The organism is Lentzea albidocapillata (genome assembly GCF_000719115.1).
In the GTDB taxonomy this organism is placed as follows: Bacteria; Actinomycetota; Actinomycetes; order Mycobacteriales; family Pseudonocardiaceae; genus Lentzea; species Lentzea albidocapillata.
The window spans coordinates 38,340-61,784 of sequence record NZ_JOEA01000006.1 but is presented as its reverse complement, the minus strand read 5'-3'; the positions used below and the strand labels follow the sequence as shown (position 1 = coordinate 61,784).

The 23,445-nt window shown below is 69.0% G+C and carries 26 protein-coding genes; 13 read left to right on the top strand and 13 right to left on the bottom strand.

From position 1 onward, the window contains the following. Window positions 1–29: 29 nt before the first annotated feature. From IG04_RS0109840 to IG04_RS0109815, 6 genes are read right to left on the bottom strand one after another with little or no spacing between them, the layout of a single operon-like run. Complete coding sequence (locus tag IG04_RS0109840; protein WP_030476260.1) at window positions 30–1,316, bottom strand: ABC transporter substrate-binding protein; 1,287 nt, start codon at window positions 1,314–1,316, stop codon at window positions 30–32. 13 nt (window positions 1,317–1,329) lie between these two features. Beyond that, on the bottom strand, window positions 1,330–2,430 hold the full coding sequence (locus tag IG04_RS0109835) for a branched-chain amino acid ABC transporter permease (protein ID WP_030476259.1): 1,101 nt from the start codon (window positions 2,428–2,430) through the stop codon (window positions 1,330–1,332). Next, window positions 2,427–3,314, bottom strand: a complete 888-nt coding sequence (locus IG04_RS0109830; RefSeq protein WP_030476258.1) for a branched-chain amino acid ABC transporter permease — start codon at window positions 3,312–3,314, stop codon at window positions 2,427–2,429. Before IG04_RS0109830 ends, IG04_RS0109835 begins: the two co-directional genes overlap by 4 nt. Beyond that, window positions 3,307–5,127, bottom strand: a complete 1,821-nt coding sequence (locus IG04_RS0109825) for an AMP-dependent synthetase/ligase (protein ID WP_030476257.1) — start codon at window positions 5,125–5,127, stop codon at window positions 3,307–3,309. The genes IG04_RS0109830 and IG04_RS0109825 overlap by 8 nt, the downstream gene beginning before the upstream one ends. Next, window positions 5,124–5,903: an ABC transporter ATP-binding protein gene (locus IG04_RS0109820; RefSeq protein WP_030476256.1), complete on the bottom strand. Its 780-nt coding sequence runs from the start codon at window positions 5,901–5,903 to the stop codon at window positions 5,124–5,126. The genes IG04_RS0109825 and IG04_RS0109820 overlap by 4 nt, the downstream gene beginning before the upstream one ends. Further along, window positions 5,900–6,673 carry an ABC transporter ATP-binding protein gene (locus tag IG04_RS0109815; RefSeq protein ID WP_030476255.1) on the bottom strand — a complete coding sequence of 258 codons (774 nt, stop codon included), beginning with the start codon at window positions 6,671–6,673 and terminating at the stop codon, window positions 5,900–5,902. The genes IG04_RS0109820 and IG04_RS0109815 overlap by 4 nt, the downstream gene beginning before the upstream one ends. Window positions 6,674–6,887: 214 nt before the next feature. On the opposite strand from IG04_RS0109815, the gene IG04_RS0109810 reads away from it, so the two are divergent. From IG04_RS0109810 to IG04_RS43850, 3 genes are read left to right on the top strand one after another with little or no spacing between them, the layout of a single operon-like run. After that, on the top strand, window positions 6,888–7,352 hold the full coding sequence (locus tag IG04_RS0109810) for an SRPBCC family protein (protein WP_030476254.1): 465 nt from the start codon (window positions 6,888–6,890) through the stop codon (window positions 7,350–7,352). A gap of 12 nt (window positions 7,353–7,364) precedes the next feature. Beyond that, window positions 7,365–8,084, top strand: coding sequence for a SigB/SigF/SigG family RNA polymerase sigma factor (locus tag IG04_RS0109805; protein ID WP_030476253.1), 720 nt, complete (start codon window positions 7,365–7,367; stop codon window positions 8,082–8,084). Between the two features lie 42 nt (window positions 8,085–8,126). Continuing rightward, window positions 8,127–8,552 (top strand): DUF4383 domain-containing protein, encoded by a 426-nt coding sequence (locus IG04_RS43850; RefSeq protein WP_051769434.1) that lies wholly within the window; start codon window positions 8,127–8,129, stop codon window positions 8,550–8,552. Here IG04_RS43850 and IG04_RS0109795 read toward each other — a convergent pair. Beyond that, window positions 8,539–9,462 (bottom strand): DNA topoisomerase IB, encoded by a 924-nt coding sequence (locus IG04_RS0109795; RefSeq protein WP_030476251.1) that lies wholly within the window; start codon window positions 9,460–9,462, stop codon window positions 8,539–8,541. The genes IG04_RS43850 and IG04_RS0109795 overlap by 14 nt on opposite strands. 49 nt (window positions 9,463–9,511) lie before the next feature. On the opposite strand from IG04_RS0109795, the gene IG04_RS0109790 reads away from it, so the two are divergent. Genes IG04_RS0109790 through IG04_RS0109780 form a run of 3 tightly spaced genes read left to right on the top strand, consistent with a single transcriptional unit; the run spans window position 9,512 to window position 11,729 of the window. Beyond that, the gene (locus tag IG04_RS0109790; protein WP_030476250.1) at window positions 9,512–10,579 is read left to right on the top strand and encodes a carboxylate-amine ligase; all 1,068 of its coding nucleotides are present in this window, start codon (window positions 9,512–9,514) and stop codon (window positions 10,577–10,579) included. Continuing rightward, the gene (locus IG04_RS42425; RefSeq protein WP_144065511.1) at window positions 10,579–11,346 is read left to right on the top strand and encodes an iron-containing redox enzyme family protein; all 768 of its coding nucleotides are present in this window, start codon (window positions 10,579–10,581) and stop codon (window positions 11,344–11,346) included. Before IG04_RS0109790 ends, IG04_RS42425 begins: the two co-directional genes overlap by 1 nt. Window positions 11,347–11,366: 20 nt before the next feature. Next, the gene (locus IG04_RS0109780; RefSeq protein WP_159460490.1) at window positions 11,367–11,729 is read left to right on the top strand and encodes an STAS domain-containing protein; all 363 of its coding nucleotides are present in this window, start codon (window positions 11,367–11,369) and stop codon (window positions 11,727–11,729) included. Here IG04_RS0109780 and IG04_RS0109775 read toward each other — a convergent pair whose 3' ends face one another. From IG04_RS0109775 to IG04_RS0109765, 3 genes are read right to left on the bottom strand one after another with little or no spacing between them, the layout of a single operon-like run. Further along, window positions 11,730–12,167 (bottom strand): Rossmann-fold NAD(P)-binding domain-containing protein, encoded by a 438-nt coding sequence (locus tag IG04_RS0109775; protein ID WP_030476247.1) that lies wholly within the window; start codon window positions 12,165–12,167, stop codon window positions 11,730–11,732. A gap of 10 nt (window positions 12,168–12,177) precedes the next feature. Then, on the bottom strand, window positions 12,178–12,621 hold the full coding sequence (locus IG04_RS0109770) for a nucleoside deaminase (protein WP_030476246.1): 444 nt from the start codon (window positions 12,619–12,621) through the stop codon (window positions 12,178–12,180). A gap of 25 nt (window positions 12,622–12,646) precedes the next feature. Continuing rightward, window positions 12,647–12,976, bottom strand: coding sequence for a TfoX/Sxy family protein (locus tag IG04_RS0109765; protein ID WP_030476245.1), 330 nt, complete (start codon window positions 12,974–12,976; stop codon window positions 12,647–12,649). Between the two features lie 84 nt (window positions 12,977–13,060). Here IG04_RS0109765 and IG04_RS0109760 point away from each other — a divergent pair, with 84 nt between their 5' ends. Beyond that, window positions 13,061–13,333, top strand: coding sequence for a YggT family protein (locus IG04_RS0109760; RefSeq protein ID WP_030476244.1), 273 nt, complete (start codon window positions 13,061–13,063; stop codon window positions 13,331–13,333). Here IG04_RS0109760 and IG04_RS0109755 read toward each other — a convergent pair. Next, window positions 13,314–14,846: an FAD-binding oxidoreductase gene (locus tag IG04_RS0109755; RefSeq protein WP_030476243.1), complete on the bottom strand. Its 1,533-nt coding sequence runs from the start codon at window positions 14,844–14,846 to the stop codon at window positions 13,314–13,316. The two genes, IG04_RS0109760 and IG04_RS0109755, sit on opposite strands and share 20 nt — an antisense overlap. A gap of 123 nt (window positions 14,847–14,969) precedes the next feature. Here IG04_RS0109755 and IG04_RS0109750 point away from each other — a divergent pair, with 123 nt between their 5' ends. Then, window positions 14,970–15,725 carry a hypothetical protein gene (locus IG04_RS0109750; RefSeq protein WP_030476242.1) on the top strand — a complete coding sequence of 252 codons (756 nt, stop codon included), beginning with the start codon at window positions 14,970–14,972 and terminating at the stop codon, window positions 15,723–15,725. 4 nt (window positions 15,726–15,729) lie between these two features. Here IG04_RS0109750 and IG04_RS0109745 read toward each other — a convergent pair whose 3' ends face one another. After that, a complete protein-coding gene (locus IG04_RS0109745; protein WP_051769426.1) occupies window positions 15,730–18,318 on the bottom strand; it encodes a CHAT domain-containing protein in 2,589 nt (862 codons plus the stop codon). Beyond that, entirely contained in the window at window positions 18,315–18,737 is a 423-nt protein-coding gene (locus IG04_RS48045) for a hypothetical protein (protein WP_245816432.1), read from the bottom strand. Before IG04_RS48045 ends, IG04_RS0109745 begins: the two co-directional genes overlap by 4 nt. On the opposite strand from IG04_RS48045, the gene IG04_RS0109740 reads away from it, so the two are divergent. The 5 genes from IG04_RS0109740 to IG04_RS0109720 all read left to right on the top strand — a co-directional run bounded on the left by IG04_RS0109740 (window position 18,723) and on the right by IG04_RS0109720 (window position 23,420). Next, entirely contained in the window at window positions 18,723–19,595 is an 873-nt protein-coding gene (locus IG04_RS0109740; protein WP_245816431.1) for a S8 family peptidase, read from the top strand. The two genes, IG04_RS48045 and IG04_RS0109740, sit on opposite strands and share 15 nt — an antisense overlap. 54 nt (window positions 19,596–19,649) lie before the next feature. Further along, a complete protein-coding gene (locus IG04_RS0109735; protein WP_030476239.1) occupies window positions 19,650–20,267 on the top strand; it encodes an RNA polymerase sigma factor in 618 nt (205 codons plus the stop codon). Beyond that, window positions 20,245–20,688, top strand: coding sequence for a hypothetical protein (locus IG04_RS0109730; protein WP_030476238.1), 444 nt, complete (start codon window positions 20,245–20,247; stop codon window positions 20,686–20,688). Before IG04_RS0109735 ends, IG04_RS0109730 begins: the two co-directional genes overlap by 23 nt. A 99-nt stretch (window positions 20,689–20,787) precedes the next feature. Further along, window positions 20,788–21,588 (top strand): SAM-dependent methyltransferase, encoded by an 801-nt coding sequence (locus tag IG04_RS0109725; protein ID WP_030476237.1) that lies wholly within the window; start codon window positions 20,788–20,790, stop codon window positions 21,586–21,588. After that, window positions 21,588–23,420 carry a diguanylate cyclase domain-containing protein gene (locus IG04_RS0109720; RefSeq protein ID WP_051769423.1) on the top strand — a complete coding sequence of 611 codons (1,833 nt, stop codon included), beginning with the start codon at window positions 21,588–21,590 and terminating at the stop codon, window positions 23,418–23,420. The genes IG04_RS0109725 and IG04_RS0109720 overlap by 1 nt, the downstream gene beginning before the upstream one ends. Window positions 23,421–23,445: the final 25 nt, after the last annotated feature.

Here is a 23,445-nt window from a genome sequence, read left to right as displayed (position 1 = left end):
GTTTCAGCGTCGGGTGTCACCCGTTCGGTTCATTGGTAGCAGGGCTTCTCGAACTTGAAGTCCTTCGCCGTCGAGCCGGTGAAGAAGTCCTCCACCAGCGTCACTCCGGTCGGAGCGGCGTCGTCGGGCCGGTAGAGCGTCGACTGACGGAACAGTGCGTCCTGGGGCGAAGCGGAGAAGTTGCCCGCACCCGAAGGAAGCATGCCCTCGTAGTCCACCGACGTGAGCTGGCGCACCGCGGCGAGCAGGCCGGCGCGCGTCAGATCCTTGTTCGAGGCAGCCTTTTCGAGCGCCGCCTTGAGCGGGTACGCCCACACCCAGCCGGCGGTGTAGCCGTCGTTCGGCGTCACGCCGGGCAGTGCCGCGCGCATCGCGGTGTGGCCGACGGACTCGGTGCCCCACGACTTCCACGGCGCCGACTGCATGTACAGCGCCTTGATCGCGGGTGCGGCCGGCGACTTCAGGAGACCGGGGTTCCACGTCGGCGAGGTGCCGATGAACTTGCCCTTGAAGCCACGGGCCGCGGCCTGACCGATGATCACGGCCGCGTCGGTCGGTCCGGTCGTCAGGATCACCAGGTCCGGCTTCTTCGACACCACGGCGTCGATCGCACCGCCCTGGTTGTCCTGGCCGGCCGTGGTGGTCACGTTCTCGAACGTCAGCCCGCGCTTCTCGGCCGCGATCTTCGTGCCGGCCGCCGCGTCGTCGCCGTAGTCACCGGCATTGTGCACGGCCATCACGGACTTCACGCCCAGCTTCTCGGTGGCGTAGTCGACGGCGTTCATCGACTCGACGCAGTAGTTCGCGCCGGACTCCAGCACGACCTCCTGGTGGCCCCACAACGAGGTCCAGGACGCCGGCACGGAGACCATCGGGGTCTTCTCGAGGTCCGGCAGGATCGCGACGGTGGTGGGCGAGCCGAGCGTCTGGGTCAGCGCCAGGATGTTGCCCTTGATCTCCTGGTAGACCTGGTTGTGGATCTGCGGGTTGTACTTGTTGTCCTTGACGTACTTGGTGACGTCGACCTCGTAGCCGCCGATGCCGCCCTTGTCGTTGACGCGCTTCCAGAACGCCTTCTGCGAGTCCGTGATCGGCACGGCCAGGGTCTTGAACGGGCCCTCGGTGAGGTCCGAGATGGTGCCGAGGTAGATGCAGCCCTTGGACTTGTCGACGGCGTTGGGACACGCCTCCGACGTCACGCCGGCGTCGACCTTGATGCCGCCCGCGCCCTCCTGAGGTGCGGCCCCGTCCCCGCCTCGACATGAAGCGAGCAACAGCGCCCCGACGAATATGACTGCGAGTCTCTTACCGGACATGGGGATTCTCTCCTCAGTACGAGAACGGCCAGGTACGCCAGTAGTTGCGGACGCGGACCCAGATGCCGAACAACCCTCGTGGCTCGACGATGAGGAACACGATGATGAGCACGCCGTAGAGCACGGCTTCCAGCTGGAAGACCGTGATCCCGCCGGTCGCGTCACCACTGATGAACGGCAGCACCGTGGGCAGTTCCCTGGTGATGCGTGGCAGCAGAGTGATGAAGAGCGCGCCCATGATCGCTCCGGAGATGGTGCCCGCGCCGCCGATGAGCACCATCGCGATGTACTGCACTGACAACAACAGGCTGAACGAGCCCGGATCGAAGAACCCGTTCACCACGAACAGCAACGCGCCCGCGACACCCGCGTAGAACGAGGACACCGCGAACGCCAGGACCTTGTACCTCGTCAGGTCCACGCCGATCACCGACGCGGCCAGGTCCCGGTCCCGCACCGCCGCGAACGCCCGGCCGACGCGCGAGCGCACGAGGTTCCGCGCCAGCACACCGAAGATCACCAGCAGCACGAACATCAGCAGGTACAACTGCTGTGCCGCCGTGAACAGCGCGCTGTCCTGGTCCAGCCGCACCCCGAACAGCTCGGGCACGGCGGCGGGCCGGCCGACACCGGGGCCGCCGGTCAGCGACGTCCACTCCCGGAACACGTGCTCTCCCAGGAAGACCAGCCCCAGCGTCACGATCGCGAGGTAGAGCCCCCGCAACCGCACCGCCACCGGCGCCACCAGGACGCCGAACAACGCGGCCACCAACCCCGAGGCCAGCAGCCAGATCGGCAGCGACGTGATGCCGAACCCGATCACCCGCCCGGTCTCGGGACCGCTGAGAGCCGCGGCCGTGTACGCACCGATCGCGAGGAAGAACGCGTGGCCCAGGGAAACCTGGCCCGCGTACCCCGTCACGATGTTCAGCCCGATCGCACCGATCGCCGCCACGAACCCGGTGGCGAGCAGCTGCAACAGGTCGTCGGTGATCATGAACGGCAGGATCAGGGCGACGACGACGAGCCCGCCCGACCACGCGCGTTTGGGACGCGTGTTCAGGAACCCCATGTCCTGCCCGTATGAGGTGTACAGCTCAGGACGACCTTTCACAGCCGCTCCACCTCTCTCTTGCCGAACAGTCCGTACGGTCTGACGAGCAAGACGAGCAGCATCAGCGCGTACGGCGCGACCAGCGCGAAGTTAGGCCCGAGCCACGGTGCGAAGTCGTTCTGGTACGTACCGAAAAGCGACTCGACAATGCCGACCGCGAGCCCGCCGACCACCGCGCCGCCCAGCGACTCCAGGCCGCCGAGGATGATCGCGGGCAACGCTTTCAGCGCCACGATCCAGAGTTGCTGGTCGACACCGGCGCCCGTGGCGACGAACACGCCGGCGAGAGCGGCGAGCCCGCCCGCCAGTGCCCACGACAGCGCGAACACCGATCCGACCGAGATGCCCTGTGCCAGCGCGACTTCCTGGTCGTAGGCAACCGCCCGCATCGCGAGCCCGATCCGCGAGTACCGGAAGAACAGGAAGAGCAGCGCCGTCACGACCGCGGTCGTCGCGATCATCACGAGGTAGCGCTGCTGCACCTCGGCACCCAGGAAGCTCACCGTGTCCAGGCCCCACGGATCACCGACCTGCCGCACGTCCAGACCGATGAACGCGTTGGTGACCACCCTGACCACGACGTCCACGCCGATCGTGATGATCGCGACCACGAACACCGGTTTGCCGACCATCGGCCGCAGCACCGTGCGTTCCACGCCCAGCGCCAGCACCGCGATCACCACGGCGGCCACGAGAACCGCCCCGACGAACGACACGACGGGTGACAGGTACGAGACCAGCACCGCGCCCGCCAGCATGAACGCCGGCTGCGCGAAACTGATCACCTGCGTCGACTTGTAGATGATCACGAAGCCGAGCGCGAGCAGCGAGTAGATCGACCCGGTGCCGAGACCCCGGATCAACGACTGGAGAAACTCATCCATACATGCTCTCCACGAGGTCGTCGAACATCTTGCCCAGCGCGGATCTCTTGACCTTCTGGGTCGCGGTCAGCTCGCCGTCCTCGTGGTCGAGCTCCTTGGGGAACATCCGGAACTTCTTGATCTGCTCGACGGTGGCGAACTTGCCGTTCACCTCGGTCACGATCTTCTGCATCAGCTCCAGGACCTCGGGCTTCTCCGACAGGTCCCGGTAGGTGGTGTAGGTGATCCTTCGTTGCTGCGCCCAGTGGCCGACCGTCTCGTACTCGATGCCGATCAACGCCACCAGGTAGGACCGCTGGTCGCCGATCACCACGGCTTCCTTGACGTACGGGGAGGTCTTCAGCGCGTTCTCGATCTCCGACGGCGAGATGTTCTTGCCGCCCGCGGTGATGATGATGTCCTTCATCCGGTCGGTGATCTTCACGTGCGTGCCGTCGACCCACTCGCCGACGTCACCGGTGTGCAGCCAGCCGTCGTCCAGCACCCGTTGGGTGGACTCGGGATCACGCCAGTAGCCCGCGAACGTGCCACCGTGCCTGGTGAGGATCTCGCCGGTCTCCTCGTCGATCCGGAGCTCGGTGCCGGGCTGCGGCTCGCCGACCGTGCCGATCTTCACCCGGCCCGGCCGGTTTCCCGTTGCCACGGCGGTGTTCTCGGTCATGCCGTAGACCTCGTGCATCGGCACCCCGATGCCCATGAAGAACTTCAGCACGTCCGGGGCGATCGGCGCGGCACCCGAGGCCGCGTACCGGACGTGCCGCATGCCGATCCGGGCCTTCAAGGCGCGGAAGCAGAACAGCCAGCCCAGCGCGTAGATCAACCGGCTCTTGCCCGTGTGCCTACCACCGTTGTGCACCAGCGTTTCGCCGATGGCTTCAGCGCGCTTGAGCCAGAACCGGGTCGTCGTGCGCTTGAGCCGGGAAGCCGACGACACCCCGATCGTGACGCCCGCCAGCACCTTCTCCCAGATGCGGGGCACGCCGAACAGGATCGTCGGCTGCACCTCGCGCAGGTTCGCCTGCACCGTCTCGATCGACTCGGCGAAGTGCACCTGCACGCCGCTGGCCGCGCTGAACCACGTCGTGAAGATGCGTTCGGCGACGTGGCACAACGGCAGGTAGGACAGCGTGACGTCGGTGGAGGACGGTGGTGGCGAAGTGAAACCGCCGCCCTCCACCAGCACGTGGACGGCGAACTCGACGTTCGCCACGGTGAGCATCGCGCCCTTGGGCGGCCCGGTGGTGCCGGACGTGTAGATCAGCGTCATGACGTCGTCGGGTTCGACGGCCGCCATGCGTTCGGTGAGCTCATTGGGGAACGAGTCGCGGTGCTGGGCGCCCAGCGCCAGGAAGTCCTCCCAGGCCAGCAGTTTCGGGTTGTCGTAGCGGCCCTTGATGCCGCGCGGTTCGATGTAGACGATCCATTCCAGGTCTGGCGTGTCCTCCAGCACCAGCAACGCCTTGTCGACCTGTTCCTGGTCCTCGGCGATCAGGATCCGCGAGCCCGAGTGGGACAGGAGGTAGGCGACCTCGGACGCGGGGTTGGTCGGGTAGAGCCCGACCGTGATGCCCCGGGCGGCGACGATGCCGAGGTCGGCGTAGAGCCATTCGCGCCGGTTCTCGGAGTGGATCGCCACCCGTTCGCCCGGCTGCAGGCCCAGCGCGAGCAGCGCGTGGCCGACCAGTTCGACGTTCGCCCAGTAGCCGGACCAGGTGACCTCCTGCCAGATGCCGAAGTCCTTGGCCCGCAGGGCGATCTGGTCGGGCGTGTTCTCGGCGCGGTTCCTGACGCGCGTGACGACGGTCGTGGTCATGGCGTCACGCTCTTGTGCTGCTCGCCGAGGTACGCGCGGATGACGTCGGGGTCCTGCTGCACCTCCGCGGGCGTACCGGTGCGGATCGGACGGCCGAAGTCCATGACCATCACGCGGTCGGCCAGGTCCATCACGAGACCCATGTCGTGCTCCACCATGATCATCGGGATGTTCAGCTCCTCCCGGACGTCGAGGATGAACCGGGCCATGTCCTCGGTCTCCTCGACGTTCATGCCGGCGACCGGCTCGTCGAGCAGCAGGAGCTTGGGCTCCATCGCGAGCGCCCTGCCCAGCTCGACGCGCTTCTGCACGCCGTAGGGCAGCAGGCCGACCGGGTACCGGCGCCACTGCTCCAGTTCCAGGAAGTCGATGACCTCCTCGACCGCGGCCCTGTTCTTCAGTTCCTCGGCGCGTGCCTTGCCGAGCCAGAGGAACGCCGACAGCGCGCCGTACCGCATGTGGTTGTGGCGGCCGAGCATGAGGTTGTCGACGACGGTGAGGTGGGAGAACAGCTCGATGTTCTGGAACGTGCGGGCCATGCCCTGCGCGGCGATGCGGTGCGGCCGCATGCCGATCAGGTCGTGCCCGCGAAACCGCACGGTGCCCTGCTGCGGCCGGTAGACGCCGCTCAGGACGTTGAAGATGGACGTCTTGCCGGCGCCGTTCGGGCCGATGACGGCGAAGAGCTCACCCTCCCCGACCTCGAACGACACCCCGTCGACCGCCACGACCCCGTCGAACGCGAGCCGGACGTCGGTGACTTCCAGAACGCTCATGACAGCCACCGCTTCCTGCGCTTGTAGTGCTTGACCGCACGGAACGAGGAGGTGCCGAGGCCGAGGTAGAACTCGCGGATGTCGTCGTCGGCGAGAAGTGCCTCCGCCGGCTTGTCCATGACGACCTTGCCGGTCTCCAGCACGTAGCCGTGGTCGGCGATGGAGAGCGCCATGCTGGCGTTCTGCTCGACCAGCAGGACCGTGGTGCCCTGTTCGTTGATCTTCACGACGAGGTCGCGGATCTGCTGGACGAGCAACGGCGCGAGACCGAGGCTGGGTTCGTCGAGCAACAGGTAGGACGGTTCCGACATCAGCGCACGGCCGATCGAGAGCATCTGCTGCTCGCCGCCGGACAGGTAGCCCGCGCTCTGTCTTCGCCGTTCCAGCAGCAGCGGGAAGAGCTCGTAGCAGCGGTCCAGGTTCTGCTTGAGCCGCTTGGGCCTCGCGTGGCCGCCGACCTTGAGGTTCTCCTCGACGGTCAGTTCGGCCAGGATTCGGCGGCCCTCCAGGGCCTGTTTGATGCCTCGGTCCGCGATCTTCGCTGGTGAGAGGCGGTGAATCGGTTCACCGTCGAGCGTGATCGAGCCCTTGGTGACCTTGCCGTCGTGCACGTCGAGCAGGCCACTGAAGGCCCTCATCAGGGTCGTCTTGCCTGCTCCGTTCGCACCGAGCAGGGCCACAACCTTGCCCTGGGGCACCTGCAGGCTCACGCCCCGGAGCACCAGCATCACGTCGTCGTAGACAACCTCGAGGTTGTTCGCTTCGAGCACCAGCGCCTCCTAGGGGCCCCTGACATACCGCGCAGTATGCAGCCCCTGAGACTTGGATCACAGAGCGATTTGACCACTGCGGGCGATTTCGTGATGTGCGGATCGCAAGTGGTTCGGCACTCTGCGTGACCGTCCAGAATGGACACGTATCGGATGTGTAACAGCGCGTCGCTCGGGTACTCACCTTCCGACACCAATCGAAGGAGGAGGTTTCGTGACCACCATTGAGAAGTCGGTGGACGTCCACGTGCCCGTGAGCACGGCTTACAACCAGTGGACCCAGTTCGAATCCTTCCCGGCGTTCATGGACGGAGTCGAGAAGATCGACCAGGTCACGCCGACCAGGACCCACTGGACCACGAAGATCGGCGGGGTCGTCCGCGAGTTCGACGCGGAGATCACCGAGCAGCACGCGGACGAGCGAGTCGCGTGGACCACGGTCGACGGGCCGCCGCAGGGTGGCGTGGTGACGTTCCACCGCCTGGACAACGACACGACGAGGGTCCACCTCCAGATGGAGTACGACCCCGAGACCATCACCGAGAAGGCCGGAGCGGCGCTCGGCGTCGTCGGCCACCGGGTCGAGGGCGACCTGAAACGGTTCAAGGAGTTCATCGAGAAGCGCGGTGCCGAGACCGGCGCCTGGCGGGGCGACGTGACGCCGCCGCCCCAGGTCTGATCGCGGTGCACATTGACGCCAGACCAGCACGCGGCGTTTGAGGAACTCGCCCGCACCAGCCGTGACTCGCCGCGTTACTACGTGCTGCGAGACCGGCTGGTGCGCGAGTACCTCCCCCTTGCCCGGCACATCGCTCGCCGCTTCAGCGAACGCGGCGAGCCCATGGAAGATCTCGCGCAGGTGGCGGCGGTCGGACTGATCAACGCCATCGACCGGTTCGACGTCTCGCGGCAGACGGACTTCCTGTCCTACGCCGTGCCGACGATCACCGGCGAGGTGCGGCGTCACTTCCGCGACCAGTGCTGGGCGGTCCGCGTGCCCCGCAGGTTGAAAGAGCTGTGCGATTCCATCGACGGCGCGACCGCCGAGCTCTCGCACAGGACCGGGCGGTCCCCCACTCCCTCCGAGATCGCCCGGCACCTCGGGGTGTCGCTCACCGACGTCTACGAGGGCCTGCGCATCGAGAAGAACATCGCGTTCGCGCCACTGGACTCGCTGGAGAGCTCGACCGTCGACGATCCGGCGCTGGAAGGCGTGGAGATCCACGAGGCCCTGCAGCCGATGCTGCGGGGCCTTCCGCGCCGTGAGCGGACCATCGTGGTCCTGCGTTTCTTCGGCCGGCTGACCCAGACGGAGATCGCCCGCCGCGTGGGCATCTCCCAGATGCACGTGTCGCGGCTGCTCACCAAGTCCCTGGAGCAGCTGCGACACGATCTGCTGGCGGAGGAGTGAAATGAACGAGCGAGAATGTCCGCTTCTGGCGATACTGGGTTCATGAAACGGTTGCGGTGGCCCCAGAAGCTGGCGATCAGCACTGGTGCCCTGCTCGTGCTCTGGGGCGTGGCCGGGTTCTTCGTGACCGGCTTCTCATCGTTCGCCGGCGAGTCCGATACCTGGGTGCTCGGACTGCGCGTCAACCCGCTGCAGAACGTCATCCACCTGGTCTTCGGTGCCGCCCTGCTGGTCGCGGTACCGCACCTGAAGGCACTGACCGATATCGGGCTGCTGGTGGCGGTGCTGTTCCTGGTGATGTTCGGGCTCGGCCTGGCCCGCTACGACGGCGAGCTCGTGAACTTCCTGAACGTCAACTCCGGTTCGAACGCGCTGCACCTCTTCGCCGGGTTCGCCGCGCTGGCGTCGGCGCAGGGCGCGGTGTGGTGCCGCCAGTGCGACCGCGCCGCCGCCGTCAGATCCGCCTGAGCAGCTTCCGCACAGCCCGTTCGGGGTCACCTCCGCCGATGACGTCACCGTGCTCGAACGCCTCCACCAGGCGCGGGTCCACGTAGGACTTCCTCGCCACGGACGGCGTGTTGCCGAGGTCCTGCGCGACCTCCTTCATGACGGCACTGACCGCGCGCTTCGACGGCCTGCCCCGTTCGCGCAGGGCCTGCGCGAACGCCTGGGCGGCGAAGACCGTGGCGTGCCAGGTGCGCAGGTCCTTCACGCTGAACTCGTCGCCGACCAGCTCGCGGAAGCGTTCGTTGACGTCGTCGGCGGTGAGGTCGAAGACGCGGCAGTCCGGCGTCCGGTCGCGCAGCAACGACCGGACGGCCCTGGCGAGCGCGCGATCGGTGATCTCCTGGTCCACCTCGACGCCGTGCTTGGCGGGGAACCGGAAACGGACCCGGTCGCCGGTGACCGAGAGGTGTTCGCAGAGCAGGGTCGCGACGCCGTGCGTGCCGTTCTCCTCGGCGTACTCCTCGTGGCCGACGCGGAAGACGCCGAGATCGAGCATCCGCAGCGCGATGGCGAGCAGCCGCTTCCGGCCGCGCGACCTCATGTCCTTCTCGACCTGCTCGCGGAACCTCCCGAGCTTCGGGGCGAGCTCGAGCACGCGGGCGAACTTCTCCGTGTCGCGGTCGGTCCGCCACTTCTCGTGGTAGAGGTACTGGCGGCGGCCGGCGTCGTCGTAACCGACGGCCTGGATGTGGCCGTTCGGGTGCGGAGAGATCCACACGTCGCGCCAGGCGGGTGGGATCACGAGGGCCTTCACCCGCTCCACGTCGCTCGTGGACAGTGCTCCGCCATCGGCGTCGAGGTACCGGAACCCCTTGCCATGCCTGCGGCGCGTCCAGCCTGGACCTGCGGTGATACTGCGCCGCAGTCTCATCCGGGCACCCCGGGATTGATCAGCATGAAACGCGGGTACCCGCTCGCCGATGAATCACTACACGGTCGGTGTGGAACAGGAGTTCCTGCTCGTGGATCCCGATTCGCGGCGGCCGGTGGCACTGGCACCCCGGGTCAGGGAGATCTCCCGCGCGCCGGGAGACCTCGACGTGCAGGGCGAGCTCACGCCGTTCCAGATCGAGATCGCCACCGGCGTCACCTCCTCGTTCGACGAACTGTCCGAACAGGTCCGGCTCGGCCGCCGGGTGCTCGTGGACGCCGCCGACGAGACAGGGTGCCGGCTCGTGGCGACGGGTATGCCGCCGATCGGCGAGGCCGGGCCCCCTCCCGGATCGGATGACGGGCGCTATCACCGGATCGAGTACTCCCATCGCAGACTCGTGACCGGAACGGGTGCCTGCGGCCTGCACGTGCACGTCGGTGTCTCCTCGAGCTCCGAAGCTCTGGCGGCGTCGAACAAGCTGCGGGCGTGGCTGCCGACGTTGCTGGCGCTGAGCGCGAACTCCCCGTACTCCCAGGGAGAGGACACCGGGTACGCCAGCTGGCGGTCGATGGTGTGGTCGCGCTGGCCGGTGAGCGGGCCGCCGCCGTTCTGGCACGGCCCCGCCGACTACGACCGGACCGTCGAGGCGCTGATCAGCTCGGAAGCGTTGATGGACAGGGCGATGGTGTACTGGGACGTCCGCCCGTCCGCCGATCATCCGACCGTCGAGGTGCGCGTCGCGGACATCCCGCAGCTGGCAACGGAAGTCGTGGTCCTCGCCGAGTTGGTCCGGGCCCTCGTCGTGACGGAACCCTCCGAACAGCGGGTGGACGATTCCGTGCTGCGAGCGGCATATTGGCGGGCGTCGCGCGACGGGGTCGACGGACTGGCCGCCGATCCACACACCGGAAAACTCTCCCCCGCGTTCGACCGGGCGGCGTCGCTCGTTGAGCACGTCGCGGTCGCGCTGCGCGATCGCGGCACTCTGTCTACTGTGGAGCAGCAGTTGGACTGGTTGCGCCACAACGGCTGCGGTGCCGCTCGGCAACGACGATACCCGGACCCCGAGTCCCTTGTGGACATGCTGATCGCCCGAACGCGTGAGGAAACCTGATGCGCCTCCCCGGCCCCCGCGGCCACATGAGCTCAGCCCTGGTCTCAGCGCTGCGCCTGCCGCCCCCGCCGCAGCCCGCGCTGCTCGTCAGCGGCGGTGCAAGGGAAGCCTGGCAGGACGACGACCTGCAGCTGTCGCTGTGGATCTGCTACGAGCTGCGGATGCGCGGCTTCGACGATGTCGCCGCCGGCTGGGAGGACCACCCGGCGCTGGCCCAGTTCCACGCGGCACTGGAGACCCGCTGGGAGGAGGCGCTGCGGTCGTTGACCGAGGTCACCTCACCCGCCGCGCTGTCGGACGAGGGGCTTTCCGAACTGCGCGGCCACCACGCGTTCTGGCAGCCGCGCCGCGAGATGCGCTCGGTGCTGCGCGACATCCAGGGCGACGCCTACGGCACGCGCTCCGAGCGCACGCATTCGGTGCTGTTCACCGTGACGCTACGCGACCTGGACCCGTTCTCCGGCGTCGACGAAATGCCCGCCCCGACCCTCGCACTGGCGAACGCGCTGTCGTTGTTCGGCCTGCACCGGCGACTCGTCGGGGCCCTCGTCGGCTTCCTGACCGCGGTCGACACCATCGGCGGCGACCCGTTCGCGCAACTGCTGCCCGTCCAGTGCCCGCCGGAGGACGTCCGCCTCGGCTTCACCGCGTGCCACGAACTGCACGCCCGCCTCACCCAGCACGTCCACGCTTCCCTGCAGGCAGGTCGCACCTCGTTGAGGTGCCGTCGACCGCCGGTCTCCAGCCGGGTTAACGTGGGGTGCTGACAGCTGACGAAGGAGATCACGTGCCTGACCCCACTGCTCTGGCCACCGTGGTCGTCGACCGGCCCGCCCCTGACGTCGTCGTGCTGCGCGTGTCCGGCGAGCTCGACACCACCTCCAGCGGTGCGCTGACCAGCCCGCTGGAAACTCACGTGGCGGAAGGCCTGCGGGCCGTCGTCGTGGATCTCGGCGGAGTCCGCTTCCTGGGGTCCGCCGGGCTGGAGGCCCTGGTCCTCGGCCAGCAGCGCGCGTCGAAGGCCGGCGTCGAGTTCGTGGTGGTGGCGTCGAACCGGGCCGCGTTGCGCCCCATCGAGGCGACCGGGCTCGACGCGGTGTTCACGATCGTGAAGTCGGCGGACGAGGCGGCGCAGCGCTACACGTCCTGATCACCAGAGCGGGGCGCCCGTCGCGTCGAAGTAGCCGCCGGTCGGCCCGTCCTGTCCAACCTGCGCCATCCGCACGATGGCGCCGGCGTCCTGCTCGACGGCGTTGATCCGCATCCGCGGGAACGCCTTCGCGTACTGCACGGTGACGATGTTGACCGCCGCCGCGGACGGCGAGTCCCGGGGGCCGCTGACGTTCACCACGACAGCGGACCGTTGCAGCAGCGGCAGGTAGGTCTGCAGGACGCGCGCGGCGCTCTCGACGGCACCCTCGAACGTCTCCTCCGCGGCCCCGCCGATGTTGACCAGCACGTCGAGCGAGTCCAGGGACTCGGCCGAGGCGCCGTCGAGCGGCGCGAACCGGACGGTGTGACCGGCGAGAACGAGCCGGCGCGCGATCTCCGCGTCCTCGTCCGCCCCGGCGATCAGCACAGCAGCCATAAGTCCCACGCTAATCCTGGCCGATGTCCTCGAACCAGAGTTCGGGGCGTTCGGCGATGAACGTCGTCATCAGCTCGACCAGCGCCGGGTCCTCGACGACGGTGATGCCCACGCCGTGCTCCGCCAGCCAGTCGTGACCGCCGTGGAACGTCGTGGCCTCGCCGATCAGGACGTGCGAGATGCCGAACTGGCGGACCAGGCCGCTGCAGTACCAGCACGGCGACAGGGTCGTGACCATCGTCGTGCCGCGATAGCTCCGCTGGCGGCCGGCGTTGCGGAAGGCCGAGGTCTCCGCGTGCATCGAGGCGTCGCCGTCCTGCACGCGGCGGTTGTGGCCCCTGCCCAGCAGACGGCCGTCTGCGTCGAAGAGTGCCGCGCCGATGGGGATTCCGCCTTCGGCGAGCCCCGTCCGCGCCTCTTCTACGGCGACGGCGAGCATGTCTTCAGCAGTCATGCGTTCGACGCTACTTCGTGTCGGCTCACTTCGGCGGTAGCGCTTCCACGAACTCGCGGCAGCGCGCGATCCAGTCCTCGAGCGCCTCGTCCTCCGCCACGGCCTCGCCGTCGACGACCACCCAGCCGTTCATCGGCCGTCCGGTGAAGTCGAAGACGCGGGCGCCCGGCTGGGCCAGCGCGTCCGCCTGCGCCTCGGGGCCCACGCGCGCTATCAGGTCGGAGTTCAGTACTCCTACCAGCATGTTTCCGCGCCACATGAACACCAGGCTGCCGAACATCTTCTTCGTGCCGAGGTCCGGGAGGTCGCCCAGCGACTCGCCCAGACGGTGGGCCAGGCCCTCGTCATACGCCACGCGCTGAATACTGTCTCAGCGAGTTGCCAGGCGCCTCTCAGTTTCGTGTGGCTTCATGGACGTACAGGACGTAAGGAGGCCATCTTGTTCGGCTTGGTCGGCTGGCTGCTCTATTGGCTCTTGACGCTGTTCATCCTCGTGATGATCGGCCGGATGATCGTGGACTGGGCGGTCACCTTCCAGGCGCGCGGTGACTGGGTGTGGAAGGTGCGCCGGGTGACCCACGGCGTCACCGAGCCGGTGCTCGCGCCGGTGCGCAAGGTGTTGCCGCCGGTGCGGTTCGGCGGGTTCGGGCTCGACCTGGCGTTCACGCTGGTGTTCATCGCGGCGCTGATCCTCAGGTCGGTCGTGTCGTGAGGACGCCGGGGTTGAGCAGGCCCTGAGGATCCAGCGCGGCCTTGGCACCGGACAGGGCCGCGCCGAAGACGTCCGGCCGTTGCCGCGTGTACCAGGGCATGTGGTCGCGGCCGACGGCGTGGTGGTGCGTGATCGTGCCGCCTGACGCGATGAGCGCCTCGGAGACCGCGGCCTTGATCTCGTCCCACTGTGCGGTGAGGCTGCCCCAGCGGCCCGGCGCGTAGATGCCGTAGTAGGGCGCGGGGCCGTCCGGGTAGACGTGGGTGAAGCGGCACGTGACGATGCCGATGCCGCACACCTCGCGCAGCGCTTTGGTCGCCGCCTCCGTGACCGCCGCGTGCAGTTCGGCGAAACGGTCCCAGGTGCAGGCCGTCTCGAACGTCTCGGTGATCATCGCGTGCTGAGCCATCGCGTCCCGCTGATACGGCATGCGCAGGAACGACTTCCGCCACTGCTGCGCCGCGCCCTCGACGACCTCGCCATCGCCGCAGAGCTCCAGCGCTCGCGCGAGTTTCGCGTCGACCGGGTGGTCCGCGGACTCGAACGCCAGCACCAGCACGGAGGACGGCGACCCGGCGTTGAGGAACGCCTCCGCCGGGTCCAGCAGGCGGCAGTTCGCCGGGTGGAGGCCGGACTGCGCGATCAGCCGAGTCGCCTCCACGGCCCGTTCCCACGACGCGAACCGCACCGAGGCCCCCGCCCGGTGGACCGGCGGCTCCTGCAGTCGCATCCACGCCTCGGTGATCACGCCCAGGGTGCCTTCGGAGCCCAGGAAGAGCCGGTCCGGCGACGGCCCCGCGCCCGACCCCGGCAACCGGCGCGACTCGCTGATCCCTTGGGGCGTCACGACCCTGAGCGACTCGGTCAGGTCGTCGACGTGCGTGTAGAGCGTGGCGTAGTGGCCGCCCGCGCGGGTGGCGAGCCAGCCGCCGAGCGTCGAGAACTCGAACGACTGCGGGAAGTGCCGCAACGTCAGGCCGTGCGGCTTGAGCTGTGCCTCCAGCGACGGCCCCAGCACCCCCGCCTGGATGCGGGCGGCGCGGCTGGCCGGGTCGACCTCCAGCACCTGGTCCAGGTGCTGGAGGTCCATCGTCACGACGCGATCCAGGTCGCGCGGCTCGACGCCGCCGACCACGGAAGTGCCGCCGCCGAAGGGAATCACCGCGACGTCGTTCGACCCGCACCAGTCCAGCACGTCGACGACGTCCTGCTCGGTGCGCGGACGGGCGACGGCGTCCGGCAGCGGCCCGATGTCACCGGCGAGGTTGCGGGTGACGTCGCGATAGGCCTGGCCGCGGGCGTGCGCGAGACGGTCGACCGGATCCGTCGAGTAGATCTCGCTCGGCTGGATCCGTGAGGAGGGCAGGTCGAGGGTGGCGGGGTCCGGCGGCTCGTGGAACGTCAGGTCCGCGTCCGGCAGCACCGCCCGGACCCGTTCGACCAGCGCACGGCGTTCCTCCGGGGTGACGGCGTCCTCGACGTTGCCCCAGCCCCACCACGACCTCGTTGTCATGACGAGCAACCATAAGCGAAACTCAAGCGTTCTGGAATGACCTGAGTACAACTACTCGCGCGGCCGCGATGGTCGTGCCGCTAGCGTCACCGCCATGAAGTTCTGGGGGTAGCACTTCTGGTGATGGCGCTCGCGGTCACCGCGTACGTCGCCGGCCAGCCGGACGGCAACAGCGCCACCGACGAGAAAGCCAGGCAGGTCGCCGAGCGCATCGGCTACCCGCGCGGCACCGACGGCAACGCCTACGCCCGTTCCGCGCTGTGGGGCAACACCGACCAGAAGTACTTCGCGGTCCTGGAGATCACCGACAGCCCGACCACCGACCCGGAGAAGGTGCACGCCAGCCTGCTCTTCCGCGTCCACCACCCCGGCACCTCCGAGTCCCCGCCGAGCTTCCGTCTCTGGGACGAGGATCCGGTGACCGCCTGCTACCGAGCCGACTTCAACCACTACGGCGTCACCGAAGGCGGCCCCGGCCGAGTCCGCTGCCCGGCCGACGCCCGGCCGGTCGTCCCGCCGCCCACCCAGCTCACCGGCGTGCCGGAGGACTACCTCGAAGCCTTCAAGACGATCCTCACCGCACTGCCGCCCAACCCGACGGCGGACGAGGTGCTCGCGGCACTGCGCGCGAACCTGCCTCCGGTGCCGGTCGACCCGGAGACCAAGCTGCCCTGGGCCGAGCCCCGGCTCGACGCCTTCGTCAAGGACGGCGCCGTCGGCATCGTCGCCGGTGGTGGTGGCTCCTGCCTCAACGGGGTGCGGCTCGCCAACGGAACGGTCGAGGCCTGGTACCCGCCGCGCGTGCAGACCCAGCCGGGAGAGATCGGCTGTTCCGGACAGAGCGCACTGGTCCTCTACAGCACCCCGCCGCCCAAGTAGGGCGCTAGCCCGCGCCGAAACACACGAAGCCGACGGCGGCGGCGTAGGCGGCGTCGTCCACCGCAGCGCGTTGCACCGCAGCCAAAGCCTCGGCCGAAGCCATCCCGGCGGCCAGCTTCTGGTGCAGTTCCACCATGACCGGCGCCGTGCCGTCGGTCGGCACCGGCACGACGGGCGCGATCAACGTCCGCGTGCCCAGGCCGAGAAGCGCCGCCGTGAACCCCATCAACTCGTCGCCGGGACGAACGGCGGACTGGCCCGTGTCGCACGCCGACAGCACTACCCGCGTAGGCGGCTGACGCAGGCGTTCGATGTCGTAGACGGTCAACGGCCCATCGGCCAGTTCCAGGGCCGAGAACAGCGGGTTGTCGACGCGGAACGAGCCGTGGGCGGCGATGTGGGCCAGCGCGGCACCGTCCATTGCGGACGCCACGGCGCTCACGGTCGCCTCGCCGCCCACCAGGACGCGGCCCGGCACATGGGCGCTGATGGCCTTGATCTCGGCGGGGGCGGCGGCCATGCGCGGCCCGGCGGCCAGCACGGATTCGCCCGAGGCGTCCGGCACGGAAGTGGCGCGCAGCCAGACGGACGCGGACGGCGCGACCGCCACCTGGCGGTTCAGGACGGCCCACGGCAGGCCGTTCAGCGCGCCGGTGGGCACGACGACCAACGGGCGGCCGTCGATGCGGGAGGCCAGCGGGTCCAGCAGGCGGCGGGCGAGCAGTGCGGCGGCGTGGGATGCCGATGAGCGGGCCACGGCCAGGTTCGGCAGGTTGGGCGGCAGGGTGACCAGGCGGTGCAGGGCGAAGCGGAGCAGGCGGATCTCGCGGACCACGCCCTCCGCGGCACCCAGCGAATGCAGGGAGGCGCGGCCGCCGGCCAGGACGACGGCCATCAGCGTGCCGTCGTCCTCCACGAACTCGATCAGCGCCGCCGAACCCAGGGCGGCGACCAGCGACGGGACCGACGGCGGTTTGAAGACGGAGACCTCGCCCGACACCTGGCGGGTCAGGTCGCGGACGCGTTGCTCGGCGCGCACCAGCTTGGCGCGCAGGGCGCCCGCGGGTTTTCCGGCCAGCACAGCGGATTCCACGTCGGCCGCCACCGCGCGCAACGACGCCAGCGCGTCTTCCAGGCGCGGGTCGTCGGGAGGCGACACGGACTTCATCCGCAGCGCGCCGGCACGCCAGCTCTCGGTCCACGACAGCACGCGTGCGGCGTTGCCGGAGGCGACGGCCAGCCGCAGGCCCTCCAGCGCGAGAGCCTGGCCCTGCACACCGGCTGACGCGCGCAGCTCGGCGGCACCCAGGGACACCCGGTACTCGTCCAGCAGCCCGATGCCCCGCCGGAGAGCCGAAGAAGTCCCCCGGATGTCGCCGGAAAGCTTGCGGCGCAACGCTTCCGCGTACCAGCCGCGCACGCGCAGACCGGCCGGGCCACGCAGCCGCGCGGCAGCCGCCACCGACAGCTCCGCGACCGCACGCGCGCGGTGGCCCAGGTCCGCGGCGACCAGGCCCGCGTCGATGCGGGCCTCCAGCGCGGGCAGCCGCCAGTCCATCGCGTCCAGTTCGGAGGCGACCCGCGACAACGCCAGGCGCAACGGACGCGAGCGGTCGCCGCGCAGCACGGCCGCGTGCAGCTCCAGGTAACGCGCGCCGGCCGCCCACAGCAGGCGTTGCTCGCGGCGGAACCGGCGACGCGCCTCGGCGGCGAACGAATGCGCCGCAGAAGGATCGTCGTCCAGCAGGGCGATGCGGGCGCGGAAGTACAGGGCCTCCGAGACGCCCATCGGGTTCTTCAGCGCCTTCAGTTCGGGAATCGCGCGGTCGGCCGCGGCGCGGGCCTCGTCCAGCAGCGGCACCGAGACGAGCAGCTCCAACCGGTTGACCAGCAGCACCGGGCGCATCACGTCGAGACGGCGGTAGACCTCCTCCGCCTTGTCGAACAGCGTCAGCGCGGCGGGTACGTCACCGCCTCGCGTCGCCATGATGCCGGCGTTCCAGTGCACGTCGGCGACGCCGAGTTCCTGGCCCAGCTCCCCCAGCAACGAAGCCGCCAGCGAGAAGTCGGCCGACGCCTCACGCATGTTCCCCACGTACGCGCGCACGAGGCCGCGGTTGTTGAGAGCGCGCGCTTCGACGAGTTGGTCCCCCACTCGTCGCGCACCGGCGATGGCGGCCGTGTAGTCGCGCTGCGCGTCGTCGTAACGCGTCAGGTAGTGGAAGACGACGCCACGTTGCATCAGGGCGGCCACCGAGTCCGCGCCCGTCAGTTCCGGCATGGCGTCGTCCAGCAACGTCAGCGCGGCCTTCTGCCTGCCCGTGTAGGCGAGCACCCACGCCAGGCTCATCTGGGCCAGTGCGGACAACCGGGGCAGCGACGCCTCGGAGGCGATCCTGATCGAGCGGCGGAGGTGCCGGGCCGCGCCGGGGAAGTCGTGCATCTCCCGCAACGCGAGGCCGATCGCGCGCTCGGCGATCGACCATTCCGAACGATCTTCCGTCGCGCGAAGGACAGCGCGGGCCATCTCCACGGCCGCGCGCGGGTTGCGCTGCCTGGCCTCCAGCGCGTCCTCCGCACAAAAGTCGGTCACGGCGACACTTTATCCGCTGTGGTAGCTTGATCAAGCTCGGTCGGGGTGCCCGTCAACGCTGCTTTAGTGAGGCCGTGGTGTCGAAAACGCCAGAAAGCGCGGAGCTTTACCAAAGAGCTTTCCTGCAGCTCATCGCCGAGGACAAGACCATCAGCTTCCACGCCGAACGCGGGCGTGAATTCCTTTATCGGCCCGGTCAGTTGCTCGTCGGTGCCGAGGACCAACAACGCGTGGTCGAAAAGCTCCGGGAAAACAACATCGTCGCCCGGCCGGGCGAAGGATTCGCCGGTTTGGCGCGATTGACGTTGCCGAACAACGCGGAGGACATTCCGCGCATTGTCCGCCTGTTGCGCGACCAGCGGAACTGGCCGAACGAGCGCGTGCCGCTCGTGCAGCCGCACCATGTGATCGTCGGTCACGGCGGCCTCGTCATGGGCAACCCCGGCGACCGGCCCTACCCGGCCGACCCGGTCTCGGCGCCGAAGTTCGACGAGCGCCTCAAGGACGTCCGCGTCGGCATCATCGACACCGGTATCTCCTCCGGCGCCGACAGCGAGCACTCCGAGTGGTTCGACGGCCGCTACGCCAAGGAGGCCGACGACGTCGACGCCGCCTACAGCAACGGCGACAACTTCGCGCTGCAGGGCGGGCACGGCACGTTCGTCGCGGGCGTCATCCAGAACGCGGCGCCCGGCGTCACCTTCGACCCGGAGATCGGCCTCGACCCGAACGGCTTCGGCGACGAGGAACGGATCTGCCGCAAGATCACCGAGCTGGGCCAGCACAAGATCAACCTGCTGAACCTGTCGCTCGGCTGCTTCACCGCGGACGACGTGGCCTCCGAACCGTTGCGGCGCACCATCGAGGCGCTGCCCGCCGACATCGTCGTGGTCGCCTCCGCCGGCAACCAGGGCACGCAGCGGCCGAGCTGGCCCGCCGCGCTGTGCGGGGTCACCGCCGTCGCCGCCGCCCAGCAGGAACGGGACGGTTCGATCGGTCCCGCCTTCTACTCGAACTGGGGCCACTGGGTCGACGCGTGCGCGATCGGCAACCGGGCCTCGACCTACCTCAAGGGCGAGTGGCAGCTGCCGGGCGAGGCCGCGGCTACGCCGTTCGCGCTGTGGGCGTACTGGTACGGCACGTCGTTCGCCGCTCCCCTGGTCACCGGCCGGATCGCCGCCACCATGGTCTCGGACGGCATCGACGCACGTCAGGCGCGTGACAAACTGCTGACCGGGCCGGAGTTCCACTCCGGTTACGGAGTTTTCGTCAAATAGTTGTATCTGGGAGGCAACCTCGGCCTCCGCCAGTTGTGACCGCAAGGAGTCGACGTGAGTTCTGCATCCCCGATCGCCGCGCTGGTGAGCGCGGCGGCCGAGGGCGATCAGTCGGCGTGGAACGAGATCGTGGACCGTTACACGCCGCTGGTGGTGTCGGTGATCTACAAGCACCGGCTGCGCCCTTCGGATGCGGCCGACGTGAACCAGACGCTGTGGCTTCGGCTCGTGGAGCAGATCGGACGACTGCGCGAGCCGGAGGCACTGCCGGGCTGGATCATGACGACCACCCGCAACGAATGCCTGCGCGTGCTGCGTGTGCAGCAGCGGACGCACCTCTACGACCCGTTGTCCGAATCCGACGCGCTGGAGGCGGAGCAGGCGGACGCGGACGTGGAGGCGGACCTGCTGGCGGTGGAACGGCGGCAGGCGTTGCGCGACGGGTTCGCCGAGCTCACGGACCAGTGCAAGCGGTTGCTGCAGAAGCTGATGACGGACCCGCCGCCGAGCTACCAGGTCGTGAGCGAAGAGCTCGCGATGCCGGTCGGCAGCATCGGCCCGACGCGGATACGTTGCCTGGAGAAGTTGCGGAAGACCCCTGCGATCTCGGCCTTCCTGGGCTCGCCGGCGAAGAGAGGAGGTGTGCTGGGTGCGGCACGAATGGGACAGTGACGAAGTACTGCTCGATGCCTTGCGTGACGCGTTGAGCACACCCCAGGACGACGTCCCGCCGGAGTTCGTGGAGGCCGCGAAGGCCGCGTTCACCTGGCGGAACATCGACGAGGAGCTGCTGCTCATCACGTCGTACGACTCGGTGCTGGACGACACGCTGTTCGCCCGTGCCCGGTCGACGGCCACGGCGCGGCAGCTGGTGTTCGACGCGGACGGCGTGATGCTGCAGGTCGAGGTGTCCGCGGCGGGGGTCACCGGTCAGCTGATGCCGGCGACCGGACCGGTCACGCTGGTGACGCCGAACGGCGACCACGAGACCGCGGCGGTCGACGAGCTGGGGATGTTCGTCATGGGGGTCGCACCACGAGGACCGGTGAAGTTCCGGTTCGCAAGTGGTTGCACCGATTGGTTCATCCTCTGACTCACATTCGTGTGAACGGGTAATTCATTCGTTCGGCCCACATCTGCGGCCAGTAGGGTTGTCGATGCTCAGAATTCGCATCGCGAGAGGTGTGCTGCTGTGGTCGATCGAGTCAGCTGGGTCCCGGAAGGTGTCAATGTCGACGTCCCGAGTTCCGCCCGGATCTACGACTACCTGCTCGGCGGCGGGCACAACTTCGAGGCGGACCGCGCGACGGCGGAAGCCCTGATCAAGGTCCTTCCGGTACGGGGCATGGCGCGGCTCAACCGCGCCTACCTGCGCCGCGCGGTACTGGAACTGGCGGATCTCGGCATCCGGCAGTTCCTCGACCTCGGTTCGGGCATCCCGACCGTCGGCAACGTCCACGAGGTGGCGCACGAGGTCTCGCCCGAGTCCAAGGTTGTGTACGTCGACTTCGAGCCGGTCGCGATCACGCACGCCGAGCTGATGCTGGCGGGCGAGCCGAACGTGACGGCGCTGCTGGCGGATCTGCGCGAACCGGAGAAGGTCGTGGCGCAGGCCGCGCAGCACCTCGACTTCTCCCAGCCGATCGGGCTTCTGGTCGTCGGTGTCCTGCAGTTCATCCCCGACTCGGACGACCCGTGGGGCGTGCTGTCCCGTTACGTGGATTCTCTCCCGTCCGGGTCGTACCTGGCGCTGTCGCACTTCACCGCGGACAGCATGCCGGCGGCCATGGCGGCGGGTAAGGAGATCTTCGCGAAGACCGCGGAGCCGATCACGCCCCGCACCAAGGCCCAGGTCGCGGACATGCTGGCGGGCACGGAGATCGTCGAGCCCGGCATCGTGTTCACGCCGCAGTGGCGGCCGGAGACCCCCGAGGACGTCGGGGACGAGCCGTCGAAGGCGAACATCTACGCGGCGGTGGGTCGCAAGCCCTGATGTCCGCCTCGCCCCTCGCACAGCGCTGGGCGGCTGTTCTGATCGAGAGCGCGTACTCGCCGATGTCGCGGCGGAAGCTGACGCAGCACCTCGACGAGCACGCCGCCCGGCTGCGTGCTGGGCAGGCGGCGGTGGCCATCGGCGAATGGCTGGTGCGCAAGAGTTTCACCGGACCCGACTCGTTGCGCCGCACGCTGGAGGTGCTCGGCGAGGAGTTCTCGCCCGAGGTGCTCGGCGCGCTGGCGTCGGGCTACGTGCGAGCGACGCGCGACCAGTTGTTCGCCGAGCAGGAGAAGGTCAAGAACTCGCTGCTGAAGGCCGTCGAGGACGCGCAGCGCGACCTGCACGACAGCGAGGCCCGGTTCGCCCAGGTCTTCGCGACGACGGCGGTGGGCATCGCGATCTTCGACCTGCAGGGCGCGGTCGTGGAGGCGAACGAGGCGCTGGCCACCATCCTCGGCCACGAGGAGATGCCCAAGGAACTGTTCGCCGAGCCGGACGCGACCGCGCTGGCCGCGGCCTGCCACCGGCTGCTCGCGTCCTCTGTGGACACCGATCGGCGCGAGTGGGAACTGGCCCGGGGCAACGGGGACACGGTGTGGGCGAACGTCGTCCTGTCCGTGCTGCGCGGATCGGACGGGTTGCCGAAGTTCCACGTCGCGCTGATCGAGGACGTCACCGAGCAGCGCATGCTCCAGGAGTGGCTGCGGCACCAGTCGCTGACGGACCTGCTGACCGGGCTGCCGAACCGGGCGTCGTTCACCGACAAGCTGGAGTCCGCGACGGCGTCCGGCGAGCCGTACACGCTGGGATACCTGGACGTCGACAGCCTGACGATCGTCAACGACGGCCTCGGTTACGCGGCGGGCGACGCCGTGCTGGTCGAGGTGGCGCGACGGTTGCGGGTCGCGCTGCCGGACGCGGTGGTGGCGCGGGTCGGTGGCGACGAGTTCGTGGTGCTGATCCATGGATCGCCCGACGTCGCGGCGCTGGCGACGATGATCGACGAGGAACTCTCCGAGCCCGTGTACCTGGAGGGCGCCGGTGTCGCGGTGTCGACGTCGATCGGTTTCGTGCACACCTCCGGCCCCGGCGTCGATCCCACGGCCGTGCTGCGGCGCGCACATTCGACGTTGCGCAGAGCCGAGACCGGCGGCAAGCGGCAGTGGGGCATCTACGACCACGAGGCCGACGCCGCCGACCGGGCGAGATTCGCGCGCATCGCGGCGATGCCCGGTGCCTTCGAGAACGGCGAGATCTCCGTGGAGTACGCGCCGGTGTCGTGGGTTTCGGGACCGCCGGCCTTCGTGGAGGCGTCCGTGCGCTGGGGTGCCACCCGGCACGACGACGTCGTGGCCTACGCCGACGCCCTCGGACTGGCGTCCCGGCTCGGGCAGCTGGTGCTGCGGGACGCGTGCTCGCGCGGCGAGCCGGTGCTGATCCGGTTGTCCAGGGACCAGTCGCGGGATCCGGATCTCACGGCACACGTGCGGTCGACGTTGCGGGCCAGTTCGTTCGCGGCCTCGTCGTTGTTCCTGGCGCTGGACGTCAGGTCGATGCCCGACGGCGAGGAGAACCTCGAAGTGCTGCACGACATGGGCGTGCACGTCCTGCTGCACGAGTTCGGCGGCGGGTTCGCCGGGCTGTCCACTGTGGACCGCTCTCCGGTGTGGGGTGTCCGGCTGGCACGGCCGCCGTCGGAACGCCTGGCGCGCCAGGGCCTTGCTCTGATGGTGCCACTGCTGCGGTCGGCCGGCGTGCACGTGATCGGCGGGCCGGGCGATCCGGACGAGCTGCAGGCTCTGGGCGTGGACCTGGTGGTCTCGCCGTGAGTGGTTGTGGCCGTCAGGGAGACCA

What these genes read in the sequence shown, in the direction of transcription:
- IG04_RS0109840 (WP_030476260.1), bottom strand. Translation starts at nt 1,316, where the DNA reads ATGTCCGGTAAGAGACTCGCAGTCATATTCGTCGGGGCGCTGTTGCTC.
- IG04_RS0109830 (WP_030476258.1), bottom strand. Translation starts at nt 3,314, where the DNA reads ATGGATGAGTTTCTCCAGTCGTTGATCCGGGGTCTCGGCACCGGGTCG.
- IG04_RS0109825 (WP_030476257.1), bottom strand. Translation starts at nt 5,127, where the DNA reads ATGACCACGACCGTCGTCACGCGCGTCAGGAACCGCGCCGAGAACACG.
- IG04_RS0109820 (WP_030476256.1), bottom strand. Translation starts at nt 5,903, where the DNA reads ATGAGCGTTCTGGAAGTCACCGACGTCCGGCTCGCGTTCGACGGGGTC.
- IG04_RS43850 (WP_051769434.1), top strand. Translation starts at nt 8,127, where the DNA reads ATGAAACGGTTGCGGTGGCCCCAGAAGCTGGCGATCAGCACTGGTGCC.
- IG04_RS0109795 (WP_030476251.1), bottom strand. Translation starts at nt 9,462, where the DNA reads ATGAGACTGCGGCGCAGTATCACCGCAGGTCCAGGCTGGACGCGCCGC.
- IG04_RS0109790 (WP_030476250.1), top strand. Translation starts at nt 9,512, where the DNA reads ATGAATCACTACACGGTCGGTGTGGAACAGGAGTTCCTGCTCGTGGAT.
- IG04_RS42425 (WP_144065511.1), top strand. Translation starts at nt 10,579, where the DNA reads ATGCGCCTCCCCGGCCCCCGCGGCCACATGAGCTCAGCCCTGGTCTCA.
- IG04_RS0109775 (WP_030476247.1), bottom strand. Translation starts at nt 12,167, where the DNA reads ATGGCTGCTGTGCTGATCGCCGGGGCGGACGAGGACGCGGAGATCGCG.
- IG04_RS0109770 (WP_030476246.1), bottom strand. Translation starts at nt 12,621, where the DNA reads ATGACTGCTGAAGACATGCTCGCCGTCGCCGTAGAAGAGGCGCGGACG.
- IG04_RS0109755 (WP_030476243.1), bottom strand. Translation starts at nt 14,846, where the DNA reads ATGACAACGAGGTCGTGGTGGGGCTGGGGCAACGTCGAGGACGCCGTC.
- IG04_RS0109750 (WP_030476242.1), top strand. Translation starts at nt 14,970, where the DNA reads ATGGCGCTCGCGGTCACCGCGTACGTCGCCGGCCAGCCGGACGGCAAC.
- IG04_RS0109720 (WP_051769423.1), top strand. Translation starts at nt 21,588, where the DNA reads ATGTCCGCCTCGCCCCTCGCACAGCGCTGGGCGGCTGTTCTGATCGAG.